A 14,955-nucleotide genomic window follows, 5' to 3' on the forward strand; every position below is an offset into this window, starting at 1 on the left:
GCAGCATACTGGCGCGGCCCCGCCGCTCGTGCGCCCTGACCAGGGCGGCCGGCCCGTCAGGCCTCGACGACCACCGGCACGATCATCGGCCGGCGGCGCAGGCGGCGGTTGACCCACTGCCCGATGACGCGGCGCATCACCTGCTGCAGCTGGTAGGTGTCGGTGGCGCCGCCCGCGATCGCGTTCTCGAGCGCGGCGACGACGTCGGGCTGGATCTCCTCGAAGACCGCGTTGCCCTCCGCCATGCCGCGGGCGAGGATCTGCGGGCCGGCGATCACCTTGCCGGTCGCGGTGTCGACGACGGCGAAGACGGAGACGAAGCCCTCCTCGGACAGCGTCCGGCGGTCCTTGAGCTCGTTCTCCGTGACCGCGCCCACGGTCGAGCCGTCGACGAAGACGTAGCCGCAGGGCACCGCGCCCACGACGGACGCCTTGCCGTCCACGAGGTCGACGACGACGCCGTCCTCGGCGAGGATCACGCGGTCGGCGGGCACGCCGGTGCGGACGGCGAGCGCGCCGTTGGCGACGAGGTGACGCACCTCGCCGTGCACCGGCATGACGTTCTTCGGCTTGAGCACGTTGTAGCAGTACAGGAGCTCGCCGGCGCTCGCGTGGCCGGACACGTGCACCTTGGCGTTGCCGGAGTGCACGACGCGCGCGCCGAGACGGGTGAGCCCGTTGATGACCCGGAACACCGAGTTCTCGTTCCCCGGGATGAGCGACGACGCGAGGATCACCGTGTCGCCGTGGCCGACCTGGACCTTGTGGTCGCCGTTGGCCATGCGGCTCAGGGCCGCCATCGGCTCGCCCTGCGACCCGGTGGACATGTAGACGATGCGGTCGTCGGGCAGGCTCGCGGCCTGCTTGAGCTCGACAAGGACACCCGGGGGGACGTCGAGGTAGCCGAGCTCCGCGGCGATGCCCATGTTGCGCACCATCGAGCGGCCGACCAGGGCGACCTTGCGCCCGTGGGCGTGGGCGGCGTTGAGCACCTGCTGCACGCGGTGCACGTGCGAGGAGAACGACGCGACGACGATCCGCTTCTCCGCCTGCGCGAAGGCGGCGTCCAGCGCCGGGCCGATCTCGACCTCGTTGGTGACGAACCCGGGCACCTCGGCGTTGGTGGAGTCGACCATGAACAGGTCGACGCCCTTCTCGCCCAGCCGGGCGAAGGCGCGCAGATCCGTGATGCGGCCGTCGAGCGGCAGCTGGTCCATCTTGAAGTCGCCGGTGTGCAGCACCGTGCCGGCTCCGGTCGTGACGGCGACGGCGAGCGCGTCCGGGATGGAGTGGTTGACGGCGACGAACTCGCAGTCGAAGGGGCCGAACCGCTCGGTCTGGTCCTCGGCCACGACGCGCAGCACCGGCTTGATGCGGTGCTCCTTGAGCTTGGCCTCGACGAACGCGAGGGTGAGCCGCGAGCCGACGAGCGGGATGTCCCGGCGCAGCCGCAGCAGGTAGGGCACGGCGCCGATGTGGTCCTCGTGCCCGTGCGTGAGGACGATCGCCTCGATGTCGTCGAGGCGGTCCTTGATGTACTCGAAGTCCGGCAGGATCAGGTCCACGCCGGGCTGGTGGTCCTCGGGGAAGAGGACGCCGCAGTCGATGACGAGCAGGCGCCCCTCGTACTCGAGGACGGCCATGTTGCGGCCCACCTCGCCCAGGCCGCCGAGGGCCACGATGCGCAGCCCCTTCGACGGCAGGGCGGGGGGCAGGGGAAGTTCGGGGTGAGGGTGGCTCACGGGGCCTCCAGGCCGGTCGGTCTTACGGAAGTGTGGTGGCGCCCGCACGGACGCCGTCGTTCAGGTAGCCCGCCGTCGCGAGGGCGTCGCGCAGCTGCGCGACGTCGTCCTCGGAGGCGGCCACGTTGGGCAGACGCAGCTCGCGGTTGTCGAGCACGCCGAGCACCTCGAGCGCGGCCTTGGCCATGACGGCCTGCGCGCCGGCGCCGTTGAGCGCCTCGATGACGGGCACGGTGGGCAGGTACGCCTGCAGGGCGCCCGCGGTGTCACCGGCGTCCCAGCGGCGCACGACCTCGGCGAACGCCCCGCCCACGACGTGCGCGGAGACGGACACGACGCCGGCGCCGCCCATGGACAGGAACGGCAGCAGCAGGCTGTCGTCGCCCGAGTACCAGGCGAGGCCCGTCGCGGCCGCCAGGGGGGCGACGGACGACACGTCACCGGTGGCGTCCTTCGTCGCGACGACCTGCGGGTGCCGCGCGATGCGCTCGTAGGTCGACGCCGCGATCCGCACGCAGGTGCGCCCCGGGACGTCGTACAGCATCACGGGGAGCTCGGTGGCGTCGGCGACCGTCGCGAAGTGCCGGTACAGGCCCTCCTGCGACGGACGCGAGTAGTACGGCGAGACGACGAGCAGCCCGTGGGCGCCCGCCTCCGCCGCCTGCTCCGCCATCCGCACGGCGTGCACGGTGTCGTTGGACCCGGCGCCCGCGAGGACGTACGCCCGGTCGCCGACCGCGTCCACGACGGCGCGCACGAGGTCCGCCTTCTCCGGGGTGTGCGTCGTCGGCGACTCGCCGGTGGTCCCCGACAGCACGAGCCCGTCGTTGCCGTCGTCCACCAGGCGCTTCGCCACCTTGACCGCCGCATCCAGATCCAGGTCGCCCGAGGGCGTCATGGGGGTCACCATCGCGGTGAGGACGGCGCCGAAAGGGCGCGCGGCGGCAAGGGCGAGCGTCATGAGGTCAACCGTACCGGGCGCGACCGCGCCCGACGGACCGGACTCACCCGTCGAGCAACCGCCCCAGCCGGGCCGCCAGGTCGGCGACGCCCGCCGCGTCGGCGTCGACCTCGACCGCGCCCGCCGTGCGGACCACCTCGCGCAGGCCCGCCGCGTAGGCGCCCAGGGCGGCGGCGTCGAGGTCGGCGCGGTGCGCCGCACGGCCGGCAGCACCGTCCGCCGCCACCCGGTGCCCGAGCGTCGCCGGCGAGACCCGCAGGATCGCGTGGACGAACCGCGCCCCGCCGTCCGCCGCGGCGTCCGCGAAACGGGCCACCTGGTCGGGTCGCGCCACGAGCTGCGGGACGACGACGCTCGCGCCGGCCCGCAGGTGCGAGCGCGCCATGTCGAGGGCGAGGCGCCGGGCGGGCTCCGCCGCGCGGGCGGGGTCGCCGGAGATCAGCGTGCGGACCACGTCCACGTCGAGGACGAGCGTGCCGGGCCGCCCGGCCGCGAGCGCCGCCGCGACGGTCGACTTGCCGGCGCCCGGCAACCCGTTGAGCAGGAGCAGCGTCACCTCGCCCCCGTCCCGCCCGTCGCCCATCCGCCGATCGTAGGGAACGGCGCCGGGGGCGAAGGTCATCCGCTCCCCGTGTCGAGCGGACCGACCCCTGTGCATACTCGGGGCATGAGCTCGCTGTCCCCCGCGCTCGTGGCCCACCTGCCGACCGGCATGCTCGCCGACGGTCAGTGGACCGCGGCCTCGGGCGGGCGGACGTTCGAGGTCACCGACCCCGCGACGGGCGAGGTGCTGTTCGACGTCGCCGACGCCTCCCCCGAGGACGGTCGCCGCGCGCTCGCCTCGGCCGCCGACGCCGCACCCGCGTGGCGTGCCGTCGCGCCGCGCGAGCGGTCGGAGCTGCTGCGCGCCGTCTACGAGCGGCTCGTGGCGCGCAGCGGCGCCGTCGCCTCGCTCATCACCGCCGAGTGCGGCAAGCCGCTCGCGGAGGCGCGGGCGGAGGTCGCGTACGGCGCCGACTTCCTGCGCTGGTACGCCGAGCAGGCCGTCCGGGCCGACGGCCTGGTGCGCACGGCTCCCGCCGGCGCGAACCGGCAGCTCGTGCACCGGCGCCCCGTCGGCCCGGCGCTGCTGATCACGCCATGGAACTTCCCCATCGCCATGGCGACGCGCAAGATCGGCCCGGCGCTCGCGGCGGGCTGCACGGTCGTGATCAAGCCCGCCCACCAGACCCCGCTCACGACGATGCTGGTCGCCGAGGTGATCCGCTCCGAGGCGGCCGACCGCGGGCTCCCGCGCGGCATCGTCAACGTCGTGCCCACGGCGAGCTCGGGCGACCTCGTGGCGCCGCTGCTCGCCGACGACCGGCTGCGCAAGCTGTCCTTCACCGGCTCCACCGCCGTCGGGCGCGCGCTGCTCAAGCAGTCCGCCGACCAGGTGCTGCGCACGTCGATGGAGCTCGGCGGCAACGCGCCGTTCGTGGTCTTCGCCGACGCCGACCTCGACGCCGCCGTGGACGGCGCGACCGTCGCGAAGCTCCGCAACGCCGGCCAGTCGTGCGTCGCGGCCAACCGCTTCCTCGTGCACGACTCCGTCGCCCGCGAGTTCGCGCAGCGCCTCGCCGACCGGTTCGCCGGCCTGCGCGTCGGGCGCGGCGACACGGACGGCGTCGACGTCGGCCCGCTCATCGACGCCGGGGCCGTCGAGAAGGTGGCCGGGCTCGTCGACGACGCCACGGACCGTGGCGCGCAGGTGCTCACGGGCGGCGGCCGCCCCGACGGTCCCGGTACGTTCTTCGAGCCGACCGTGCTCGCCGGGGTGGACCGGGACGCGCGGGCGGTGCGCGAGGAGATCTTCGGCCCGGTGGCGCCCGTCGTCGGGTTCGCCGACGACGACGAGGCGTTCGCCCTCGCGAACGACACCGAGTACGGGCTCGCCGCGTACGCCTACACCACCTCCCTGGAACGGGCCCTGCGCGTCGGGGCGGAGATCGACGCCGGGATGATCGGGATCAACCGCGGCATGGTCTCCGACGCGAGCGCCCCGTTCGGGGGCATGAAGCAGTCGGGGCTGGGCCGCGAGGGCGGGGAGGCGGGCCTCGAGGAGTTCCTCGAGACGGTGTACGTGGCGCTCTGAGCGACGGACGTTTTTCCCGCGCCGGGGCGGGCCGTGGTTTCCTACCGGCGTGACACGTGGAGAGGGGCGCGACCCGGCGGTGCGGTCCGCCGTCCGCCAGGGGGCGAGCGTGGCGCTCGCCACCGGCCTGTACGGCATCTCGTTCGGGGCGCTCTCGGTCGTGGCCGGTGTCAGCGTGCCGCAGACCATGGCGCTGAGCCTGCTGCTCTTCTCCGGCGGGTCGCAGTTCGCCCTCATCGGCGTCGTCGCCGCGGGCGGCTCCCCCGTCGCCGCCGTGGCCACCTCGACCCTGCTGGGCGTACGCAACACGCTGTACGGCGCCGTCGTCGCGCCGCTGCTCGAGGTGCGCGGCTGGCGACGGCTCGCCGCGGCGCAGCTCACCATCGACGAGTCGACGGCGGTGGCCGTGGGCCAGCGGGAGCGGGCCGCCACCCGGGCCGGGTTCTGGGTCACCGGGGTCGGCGTCTTCGTGCTGTGGAACGCGTTCACGCTGGTGGGCGCGCTCGCCGGGGACGCGCTCGGCGACCCCCGCGCCTGGGGGCTCGACGCCGCCGCCGGGGCCGCGTTCCTGGCCCTCGTGTGGCCGCGGCTCGCCGCGCGGCGCGCGCAGGTCGTCGCGGCGCTCGCCGTCGTCGTCACCGCCGCGCTGATCCCGGTCGTCCCGGCGGGCGTGCCCGTGCTCGCCGCCGCGGCGGTCGCGATCGCCGTGGGCCTGGTCGCGACGCCGCGCACCCCGGACGGCCGGACGGAGGCCGCATGACCACCACCGTGCTGTGGGTGACCGTCCTCGCCGCCTCGCTGCTCAGCTTCGCGCTCAAGCTCGCCGGCCACCTCATCCCCGAGCACTGGCTCGCGACGGACCGCGTGCAGCGCACCTCGACGCTCGTCACGGTGGCGCTCCTGGTGTCGCTCGTCGTCGTGCAGACGTTCGCCGACGGGCAGGCCCTCGTCGTCGACGCGCGCGTGCCCGCGCTCGCCGTCGCGGCGATCGCCCTCGCGCTGCGCGCGCCGTTCATCCTCGTGGTGGTGCTGGCGGCCGCCACCGCGGCGGGGCTGCGCGCCCTCGGCTGGGGCTGACGACCCGCACGGGGTCGCCCGGTCACTAGGGTGGCCGGATGGCACTCTTCCGCGAGGCGGCCGACGTCTCGGTCCGCCCGGCAGTCCCCGGCGACGAGGACGCCGTCACGCGTGTCCAGGTGTCCGCCTGGCGCGCGACCCACGAGGTGGCGCTGGGCGACGGCGTCGTCGACGCGCTCGACACCGACACGATGCGCGAACGCTGGGCGCGCGCGATCACGGCACCGCCGGGCCCGGGCTTCGCGGTGCTCGTCGCCCTCGACGGGCCGGAGATCGTCGGATTCGCGGCGGTGGGCCCCGGCCAGCTCGTGGCGCTCGAGGTGGAGCCACGGCACCAGCGCGGCGGCCACGGCTCGCGGCTGCTGTCCGCCGCGGTCGACCGGCTCCGCACGGACGGCGCCGAGCAGGTCGTCACCTGGGTGCTCGACGACGACTCCGCGCGCGAGCGCTTCCTCGGCTCGGCGGGCCTGGGGCCGGACGGCACGTCCCGCACCCTGGCGACCGGCGTGCGTGACGTCGTCGAGCGGCGCTGGTCCGCCGCCATCTGACGCCTGCGGGCTCCCCCCGACCGCGGGCGGCCGTTCCAGTTGCCTACCGAACGGTAGGTTTTTTGCTAGGCTGCAGGCGTTGCACCGTCGCCGACCCCTGGAGCGCCCCGTGACCCTCGACCAGACCGTGCCCGCCACCGCAGCGGACGGCACCCCCGAGCACCCCGCCGACCCGTTCGACGTCGAGCGCGCGCTCGCGTCGCTCACGCTCGAGGAGAAGGCCTCCCTGCTCTCGGGAGTCGACTTCTGGCACACGCAGCCGGTCGAGCGCGACGGCGCGACCGTCGTCCCGTCGGTCATGGTCACGGACGGCCCCCACGGCCTGCGCAAGCAGGACGAGACCGCGGACCACCTCGGCCTCGGCAACAGCGTGCCCGCCACCTGCTTCCCCACCGCCGCCGCGCTCGGGTCGAGTTGGGACGCCGACCTGCTGCGCCGCGTCGGCGAGGCCCTCGGCCGGGAGACCCGCGCGAACGACGTCGCCGTCCTCCTGGGCCCCGGCGTGAACATCAAGCGGTCGCCGCTGTGCGGGCGCAACTTCGAGTACTTCTCCGAGGACCCGGTGGTGGCCGGCGAGCTCGCGACGGCCCTGGTCGAGGGCATCCAGTCCCTCGGCGTCGGCACGTCGCTCAAGCACTTCGCCGCCAACAACCAGGAGGCCGACCGGATGCGCGTGTCGGCCGACGTCGACGAGCGCACCCTGCGCGAGATCTACCTGCCCGCGTTCGAGCGCGTCGTCACGAAGGCGCAGCCCTGGACCGTGATGTGCGCCTACAACAAGGTCAACGGGGTGTACGCCTCGCAGCACGACTGGCTGCTCACCACGGTGCTGCGCGACGAGTGGGGCTTCGAGGGCCTCGTCGTCTCCGACTGGGGCGCCGTGCGCGACCGGGTCGCCGGGGTCGCCGCCGGGCTCGACCTCGAGATGCCGTCGTCCGGCGGCCGGACCGACGCCGAGGTCGTCGCCGCCGTCCGCTCCGGCGCGCTCGACGAGTCCCTCGTCGACGCCGCCGCGCGCCGCGTGCTGCAGCTCGTCGCGCGCTCGCTCCCGGCGCAGGACGCGCCCGGCACGTTCGACGTCGACGCCCACCACGCGCTGGCCCGCGAGGCCGCCGCCGCGGGCACGGTGCTGCTGAGGAACGACCCCGTCGACGGCGCACCCCTCCTGCCCCTGGCGCCGGACGCCCTCGCGGGTGCCGCCGTCGTCGGCGAGCTCGCCCGCACCCCGCGCTACCAGGGCGCCGGGTCCTCGCAGGTCAACCCGACCCGCCTCGACGACGCGCTCACCGCGCTGCGCGCGGCCGCCGGCGCCGACCTGCCGTTCGCCCCGGGCTACGCGCTGGCCGAGGGCCCGGCCGAGGACCGCTCCCCCGAGACCCTCGTCGCCGAGGCGGTCGAGGCGGCGCGCGGCGCGGGCACCGTGCTCGTGTTCCTCGGCCTGCCCGCCGCGTACGAGTCCGAGGGCTACGACCGCGACCACCTCGACCTGCCCGCCGACCAGGTCGCGCTGCTGCGCGCCGTCGCGGCCGCGAACCCGCGGGTCGTCGTCGTGCTCGCCGGCGGCTCGGCGATCTCGGTGGCCCCCTGGCAGGAGGCCACCCCCGCGCTGCTCACCGGCTGGCTGGGCGGCCAGGCCGGCGGCTCCGCCGTCGCCGACGTCCTCACGGGCGCCGTGGCGCCGTCGGGCCGGCTCACCGAGACGCTCCCGCTGCGCCTCGAGGACACCCCCGCCTTCGGGAACTTCCCCGGCGAGCTCGGCCACGTCCGGTACGGCGAGGGCGTCCTCGTGGGCTACCGCTGGTACGACGCCCGCAAGGTCGACGTCGCCTACCCGTTCGGGCACGGCCTGACCTACACGACGTTCGCGTACGACGACGCCACGGCCGAGGTGACCGGCTCCGGCCCCGACACCCGCGTGCGCGTGTCGGTCCGGGTGACCAACACCGGCGCCGTCGCGGGCGCGGAGGTCGTCCAGGTGTACGTCGGGGACCCGCAGGCCCAGGTGCAGCGGCCCGAGCGCGAGCTCAAGGCGTTCGCCAAGGTGCACCTCGAGCCGCACGCGTCGCGGGTCGTGACGTTCGACCTCGACGCCCGCGACCTGTCGTACTGGCACCCCGTGCTGCGCCGCTGGGCGCTCGAGGGCGGCGAGTTCCGGGTCGCCGTGGGCGCCTCGTCGCGCGACCTGCGCGCCGAGCTCGTGGTCGACGTCGTCGGCGAGGACGTCACCCTCCCCCTGCACGAGCTGTCGACGCTCGGCGAGGCGCTGGACCACCCGGTCGCCGGGGCGATGATCCGGCCCGCCCTCGAGGCGACGCCGATCGACCCGTCGATGCTCGCCATGGCCACGGACATGCCGCTCGCGGTGATCGCCGACTTCGGCCTGGCAGGCTTCGACCGGGGCACCCTCGAGCAGCTCGTGGCGGCCGCCGACGCCTGACCCCCCGAACCCTGTGGGCGCTCGATCGGTGCCGGCCGGACCACCGACCACACCGATCGAGCGCTCACGACGTCAGGCCGCGTCGACGACGATCAGGTCGAGGTAGGCCCGCAGGTCGGCGGACATGTCGACGCGCTCGGCGCGCGGCCGCTCGAGCGAGTACAGCCACTGGATCTGCAGCCCGTCCATGAGCGCCACGACGGTGCGTGCCGCCACCCCGGCGTCGACGCCGTCGCGCAGCCGGCCGTCGGCCGCGAGCCGCTCGAGCTCCGTGCGGACCCGCTCGAGGGTGTCCGCGTACCGTCGCGCGAAGTAGTCGTGCGCGGGATGGTCGGTGGACGTGGCCTCGGCGGCCAGACCCGTGAAGACCTCGACGACGGGGCGTCGCAGCGCGTTGCGCTGCACGAGGCGCACGAGCGCCTCGAACATGGTGCGGCCCTGCTCGACGTCGGTGTCGAAGTCCGCGAAGTCCACCGCGTCGCGGTGCTCCAGCACCGCCTCCAGCAGCGCGGCCTTGGTCGGGAAGTGGTGCAGCAGCCCCGGGTGCGAGATGCCGACGCGGGCCGAGATCTCCCGCAGGGAGGCGCCGTGGTACCCGACCTCGGCGAACGCGACGATCGCCGCCTGGAGGATCTCCTCGCGCTTGGCCCGTCCCTTGGCGTAGCCCCGGCGGGGCGCGGCCTCGTCCTGGATCGTCGTGTCGCTCACGTCGGCCATTCTCCCTCGTTCGCCCGCCACGCCGGACGGGACGGTTCGCCCGCACGCGCCCCAGCAGGACCCTTGGCACCAATACCTACCATGCGGTAACCTCACTTCCCGACCGGCCGGTAGGCATTGGTCGCCAGGCGGGTCCGACGGCGGGCCCGGCAGAGAATCAGGAGTCGTCCATGGCAGACGTTCAGGCCCCCGCACCGACCGGCCCGTCCCCGGCGTCCCCGACCCGCAGCCCGGAGGCCGGCCGCGCCGCCGCGGGCACCGGGACGGTCGTCGCCTACGTCCTCGCGTTCTTCACGCTGTACATCGCGGTGCTCACGCCGGTGGTCAGCACGCTGGCGCTCAAGGTCGACGCCCTGTCCACGCCCGAGACCCGCGCCACGAACCTGGCCCTCGTCACCGGCGTGGGCGCGTTCTTCGCGTTCGTCGCGAACCCGGTCGCGGGCGCCCTGTCCGACCGCACGACGTCGCGGCTCGGCATGCGGCGGCCCTGGCTGCTGTGGGGCGTGCTGCTCGGCGCCGTCGGCCTCCTGCTCATCGCGTTCGCGCCCGCGATCTGGATGGTCGTGATCGGGTGGGCCGTCACGCAGGCCGCGATGAACGGCACCCAGGCCGCGCTCCAGGCGCTGCTGCCCGACCAGGTCGCCGAGACCCAGCGCGCCCGCGTCTCCAGCCTGCTCGGCATGGCCCAGCAGCTGGCGCCGCTGGTCGGCATCGCGCTCGCCTTCGCGTTCACCGCGGCCGGGGCGGACGAGATCTGGATCTTCGTCGTCCCCACGGCCCTGGCCGTCGTCGGCGTGCTCGCCCTCGTGGCCGTCCTCCAGGACCGCCACCTCGACCGGGCCGACGTCGCCCCCTTCCGCCTCGGCGCGTTCCTCAAGGGCTTCTGGGTCTCGCCGCGGCAGCACCCCGACTTCGCGTGGACCTTCCTCGGCCGCTTCCTCATGCTCTTCGGCTTCGCGCTGTACAACACCTACCAGCTGTACTTCCTCATCGACCGGTTCGGCTTCGACACCGCGACGGCGCTGAGCTGGCAGCTGCGGCTCATGGTCGTGCAGGCCGTCGTCATGGTGGTCGCCTCCCTGCTGGGCGGCGTGCTGTCCGACCGCACGGGCCGCCGCAAGGTCTTCGTGGTCGTCGCCACCCTGCTCGCGGGGGCCGGCCTGCTGACCTTCGCCCTGGTCCAGGGCCCCGCGATGCTCTACCTGGGCGCCTCGCTGTTCGGTGCCGGCCTCGGCGCCTACTTCGCCGTCGACCTCGCGCTGGTCACGGACGTGCTGCCCAACGCCGAGACCGAGGCCGCCAAGAACATGGGTGTGTTCAACATCGCCAACGCGCTGCCGCAGTCCGTGGCCCCGGCCCTCGCCCCGGCGTTCCTCGCCATCGGCACCGGCGGCAGCAACTACACCGCCCTGTTCGCCGTCTCCGCGGTCATCGTCGCCCTCGGCGCCGTGGCCACCCTGTTCATCCGAGGAGCCCGCTGATGACCGACGACACCGACGCCACCGCCCCGGCGCCCGCCGACGCCCCGTACCGCGACGCGTCGCGCCCCGTCGCCGAGCGCGTCGCCGACCTGCTCGGACGCATGACCCTCGAGGAGAAGGCGGGCCAGCTCTTCCAGACCATGATCGAGGTGGGCTCCGGCGGCGAGCTGTCCGAGGGGCCGTCCGCGATGGGCGTGCCCGCCACCACCGACATGGTCGTGAAGCGGCAGATGACGCACTTCAACGTGCTCGCGGCGCCCCCGACCGCGCGCGAGTTCGCGCGGTGGCACAACCGGCTCCAGGAGCTCGCGGCGTCCACCCGGCTCGGCATCCCGGTCACGGTGTCCACCGACCCGCGGCACGCCTTCACGGACAACCCCGGCACCGCGCTGCTGTCCGGGCCGTTCTCGCAGTGGCCGGAGACGCTCGGCCTCGCCGCCACCCGCGACGAGCGGCTGGTCGAGGAGCACGCCGACGCCGCGCGCCGCGAGTACCTCGCCGTCGGCATCCGGACGGCGCTGCACCCGCAGGTCGACCTCGCCACCGAGCCCCGCTGGGCCCGCGCGAACGGCACGTTCGGCGAGGACGCGGAGCTCACCGGCCGGATGGGCGCCGCGTACGTGCGCGGGTTCCAGGCCACCGGCGACGTCGCCCTCGAGGCCGGCCTGCCCGGCACGTTCGGCGAGCGGTCGGTTTCGACGATGACCAAGCACTTCCCGGGCGGCGGGCCCCAGCAGGACGGCGAGGACCCGCACTTCGCCTACGGCCGGGAGCAGGTGTACCCGGGCGGCCGCTTCGCCGCGCACCTCGAGCCGTTCAAGGCGCTGCTCGCCGCCGGGACGCGGCAGATGATGCCGTACTACGGCATGCCGGTGGGCCTCGACGCGGACCTCGGCGACGGGCCCGAGACGGTCGAGCCGGTCGGCTTCGGGTTCAACCGTCAGATCCTCACGCGCCTGCTGCGCGACGAGCTCGGCTTCGACGGCGTCGTGTGCACCGACTGGGGCCTGGTGTCCGACGCCGAGATCCTGGGCCAGCCGTTCCCCGCCCGCGCCTGGGGCGTCGAGCACCTGGCACCGGTCGACCGGCTGGAGAAGATCCTCGCGGCCGGCGCGGACCAGCTCGGCGGCGAGGCGTGCCCCGAGCTCGTCGTGGAGCTGGTGCGCGCCGGGCGCGTCGCCGAGTCGCGGATCGACGAGTCGGTCGCCCGCCTGCTGCGCGAGAAGCTCGAGCTGGGCCTGTTCGACGGCGCCCGCTACGTCGACCCCGACGCCGCCGCGTCCGTCGTCGGGCACCCGGACCTCGTGGCCGCCGGGCGCCGCGCCCAGTCGCGGTCCGTGACCCTGCTGGCGTCCGCGACCGGCGGCGCGGCACGTCTCCCCCTGGCCCGCGGCCTGCGGGTCCACGTGGAGGGCACGTCCGACGTCGACGGCATCGGGGGCGTGACCGTCGTCGCCTCCCCCGCCGAGGCGGACGTCGCGCTGCTGCGCCTCAAGGCGCCGTACGAGGACCGCGGCCCCGGCTTCGAGGGCTTCTTCCACGCCGGCTCGCTCGACTTCCCCCCGGACGTCGTCGCGCACGTGGCCGAGGTCGCGGCGCAGGTGCCGACGGTCGTGGACGTCTACCTCGACCGGCCGGCGATCCTCGGCCCGGTGCTCGAGGCGCTGGGCGACGGCGGGTCGCTGGTCGTGAACTTCGGGGCCTCCACCCCCGCGCTGCTCGACGCCCTCACCGCCGCCGTGCCCGCAGAGGGCCGCCTCCCGTTCGACCTGCCCCGCTCGACGGCCGCCGTCGAGGCGTCCCGCGAGGACGTCCCGTTCGACACCGCCGACCCGCTGTTCCGGTTCGGCCACGGCCTGCCGGTCTGACGGTGGTGGGCGCCCACGACGCACGACGACCGCCGATGGGAGGATGAGGCGGTGACGTCCTCCTCCCCTGCCCCCGCCCGCACCGTCCGGGACGCGGCGGCGGGGATCGCCGTCCTCGGCGTCGCCAACTTCGTGGCCATCACCACGGAGGTGCTGCCGGTCGGCCTGCTGCCGCAGGTCGCGCGCGGCGTCGGGGTGAGCGAGTCGACGGCGGGGCTGCTCGTCACCGTCTACGCGTTCGTGGTCGCCGCCTGCGCGGTGCCGCTGACGATCGCCACCCGCTCGCTCGCCCGCAAGCCCCTGCTGCTCGCCACGCTCGCCACCTACGCGGCGAGCAACCTGCTGGTGGCCGTCGCGCCGTCGTACGCCGTGGTGGCGGGCGCGCGGGTGCTGGGCGGCCTGGGGCACGCGGTGTTCTTCTCGGTGTCGATCGCCTACGCCGCGCGCCTCGTCAGCCCGCTGTACACCGGCCGCGCCCTCACGCTCGTGACCGCGGGCGGCACGCTCGGATTCGTGCTCGGCGTCCCGCTGTCCACGTCCCTCGGCGCCGCCGTGGGCTGGCGCTGGTCGTTCGGCGTGCTCGCGGCCGTCTGCGCGGTGACCGCCCTGCTCGTGGCGCGGCTGCTGCCGTCGGTCGCCGTCGAGCCCGCCGCCCCGCGCGACGCCGCGGCCGCCCGCCGCGGCCGCGCCCGGCTCGGGCTCGTGGTGGGCACCAACACCGTGCTCTTCGGCGGGCAGTACACCGTGTACACGTACATCTCCGTGCTGCTCCTCGCCGCCGGGCTGTCCGAGCCGGCCGTCGGCCCCGCGCTGCTGGTGTTCGGCGCTCTCGGGCTCGTCGGCCTCTGGGGCGCCGCCCGCTACCTCGACCGGAGCCCGCGCGCCCTGACGATCGTCGCGATGGCAGCGATCGCCGTGTCCCTGGTCGCGCTCGCCCTCGCCCTCCCGGGCACCGTCGGCGTGCTCGTGGCCGCGGGCGTGTGGCTCGCCGCCTTCGGCGCGATCCCCGCCACGTTCCAGGCCGCGGCGCTGCGCACCCAGGGCGCCACCGCGGACGTCGCCGGGGCGTTCGTCAACGCGACCTCGAACTTCGGCATCGGGCTCGGCGCCGCGGTGGGGGCGGCGGTGGTCGCCGGTCCCGGGGCACGCGCCCTGGCGCTGACCGGGGCCGCGATCGTCGCCGTTGCGCTCGTCGCGGTCCTCGTCGCCCGCCAGGCGTTCCCGCGCCACGCGTCGTCGTAGGGCCGGCGGCCGGGGGCGTCTCCGTCCCGACGAGCCGTTCCCGAGCCGTCACGACGCCGTGACGCGCCCGTAGCACCCGGGTGCGACCGTGTCCCCATGAACCTGTCGGGGGCGCTGCCAGGAGCCTCGCGCGGTGGCCGTGCTGACGGTGCCGCGCCGCTCGTGACCGACTACTTCGCGGCGCCCACCGACGCCGTCGCCGCGACGGTGGTCCACCAGGAGGCGGGGCCGTCCGTGCTGGCGCGAGGCTCGGGCCGGCCGCTCTTCGACACCGTCCGGCTGCCCGCGGTGGAGCCGTTCGTGATGCTGGGGCGCGTCGCGGAGGCGCTGTGCGCGCGGCCGTACGCCGAGGTCACGGCGCACCCGCGGCACGGCGCCCTGGTCGACGGCACGGACGAGGGACCCTGGGTGGTGGCCGTCTCGGACGAGCTCGCGGAGGCGCTGGCCGCCGCGGACCCGGACCGGCTGGTCGCCGTCGCGCGCTCCTGGGCGACCTCGAGCGGCGGGGCCGTACCCGCCGCCGACCGGTTCGCACCCGCGCTCGTCGCGCTGGGCGAGCTCGCCGACCGTGCGCGCCAGGTGCGCCACGGGCTGTACTGCTGGGCGCGGCTGGCGCCCCTGGGCCCGGCGGGCCGGCCCGCGGGGGCGGGCCCCGGGGGGGGGGGGGGGGGGGCGGCCCCCCCGAAAAACACGGTGAACTAATAAAAAAAAAAGATGCGCGGCGAGTTGGGGGTGTTGTTTAACGGGG

General features: G+C 75.2%; 13 protein-coding genes. 9 read left to right on the plus strand and 4 right to left on the minus strand.

Annotation, left to right across the window (positions count from 1 at the left end; all coding sequences use genetic code 11):
* Positions 1–56: 56 nt before the first annotated feature.
* Genes ACFQ80_RS21255 through ACFQ80_RS21265 form a run of 3 tightly spaced genes read right to left on the minus strand, consistent with a single transcriptional unit; the run spans position 57 to position 3,286 of the window.
* Positions 57–1,742, minus strand: coding sequence for a ribonuclease J (locus tag ACFQ80_RS21255; protein ID WP_430565051.1), 1,686 nt, complete (start codon positions 1,740–1,742; stop codon positions 57–59).
* A gap of 22 nt (positions 1,743–1,764) precedes the next feature.
* The gene (gene dapA / locus ACFQ80_RS21260) at positions 1,765–2,703 is read right to left on the minus strand and encodes a 4-hydroxy-tetrahydrodipicolinate synthase (RefSeq protein ID WP_430549935.1); all 939 of its coding nucleotides are present in this window, start codon (positions 2,701–2,703) and stop codon (positions 1,765–1,767) included.
* Between the two features lie 43 nt (positions 2,704–2,746).
* The gene (locus ACFQ80_RS21265) at positions 2,747–3,286 is read right to left on the minus strand and encodes an AAA family ATPase (protein WP_430549934.1); all 540 of its coding nucleotides are present in this window, start codon (positions 3,284–3,286) and stop codon (positions 2,747–2,749) included.
* A gap of 84 nt (positions 3,287–3,370) precedes the next feature.
* Between ACFQ80_RS21265 and ACFQ80_RS21270 the strand changes: the two genes are divergently transcribed.
* The 5 genes from ACFQ80_RS21270 to ACFQ80_RS21290 all read left to right on the plus strand — a co-directional run bounded on the left by ACFQ80_RS21270 (position 3,371) and on the right by ACFQ80_RS21290 (position 8,899).
* Positions 3,371–4,837, plus strand: coding sequence for an NAD-dependent succinate-semialdehyde dehydrogenase (locus ACFQ80_RS21270; RefSeq protein ID WP_430565052.1), 1,467 nt, complete (start codon positions 3,371–3,373; stop codon positions 4,835–4,837).
* Positions 4,838–4,886: 49 nt separating this feature from the next.
* A complete protein-coding gene (locus ACFQ80_RS21275) occupies positions 4,887–5,597 on the plus strand; it encodes an AzlC family ABC transporter permease (protein WP_430565053.1) in 711 nt (236 codons plus the stop codon).
* Positions 5,594–5,914: an AzlD domain-containing protein gene (locus ACFQ80_RS21280; RefSeq protein WP_430549931.1), complete on the plus strand. Its 321-nt coding sequence runs from the start codon at positions 5,594–5,596 to the stop codon at positions 5,912–5,914. Before ACFQ80_RS21275 ends, ACFQ80_RS21280 begins: the two co-directional genes overlap by 4 nt.
* A 38-nt stretch (positions 5,915–5,952) precedes the next feature.
* Complete coding sequence (locus tag ACFQ80_RS21285) at positions 5,953–6,462, plus strand: GNAT family N-acetyltransferase (protein ID WP_430549930.1); 510 nt, start codon at positions 5,953–5,955, stop codon at positions 6,460–6,462.
* Positions 6,463–6,571: 109 nt separating this feature from the next.
* Entirely contained in the window at positions 6,572–8,899 is a 2,328-nt protein-coding gene (locus ACFQ80_RS21290; protein ID WP_430565054.1) for a glycoside hydrolase family 3 C-terminal domain-containing protein, read from the plus strand.
* A gap of 72 nt (positions 8,900–8,971) precedes the next feature.
* Here ACFQ80_RS21290 and ACFQ80_RS21295 read toward each other — a convergent pair whose 3' ends face one another.
* Positions 8,972–9,607 carry a TetR/AcrR family transcriptional regulator gene (locus ACFQ80_RS21295; RefSeq protein ID WP_430549928.1) on the minus strand — a complete coding sequence of 212 codons (636 nt, stop codon included), beginning with the start codon at positions 9,605–9,607 and terminating at the stop codon, positions 8,972–8,974.
* Positions 9,608–9,786: 179 nt separating this feature from the next.
* Between ACFQ80_RS21295 and ACFQ80_RS21300 the strand changes: the two genes are divergently transcribed.
* The 4 genes from ACFQ80_RS21300 to ACFQ80_RS21315 all read left to right on the plus strand — a co-directional run bounded on the left by ACFQ80_RS21300 (position 9,787) and on the right by ACFQ80_RS21315 (position 14,909).
* Positions 9,787–11,097, plus strand: coding sequence for an MFS transporter (locus tag ACFQ80_RS21300; RefSeq protein ID WP_430565055.1), 1,311 nt, complete (start codon positions 9,787–9,789; stop codon positions 11,095–11,097).
* Entirely contained in the window at positions 11,097–12,965 is a 1,869-nt protein-coding gene (locus ACFQ80_RS21305) for a glycoside hydrolase family 3 protein (RefSeq protein ID WP_430565056.1), read from the plus strand. The genes ACFQ80_RS21300 and ACFQ80_RS21305 overlap by 1 nt, the downstream gene beginning before the upstream one ends.
* A 51-nt stretch (positions 12,966–13,016) precedes the next feature.
* Positions 13,017–14,207: an MFS transporter gene (locus ACFQ80_RS21310; protein WP_430549925.1), complete on the plus strand. Its 1,191-nt coding sequence runs from the start codon at positions 13,017–13,019 to the stop codon at positions 14,205–14,207.
* A 96-nt stretch (positions 14,208–14,303) separates the two neighbouring features.
* Positions 14,304–14,909, plus strand: coding sequence for a hypothetical protein (locus ACFQ80_RS21315; protein ID WP_430565057.1), 606 nt, complete (start codon positions 14,304–14,306; stop codon positions 14,907–14,909).
* Positions 14,910–14,955 lie beyond the last annotated feature (46 nt).

This window comes from Isoptericola sp. NPDC056578, assembly GCF_042793275.1.
GTDB lineage: Bacteria > Actinomycetota > Actinomycetes > Actinomycetales > Cellulomonadaceae > Isoptericola.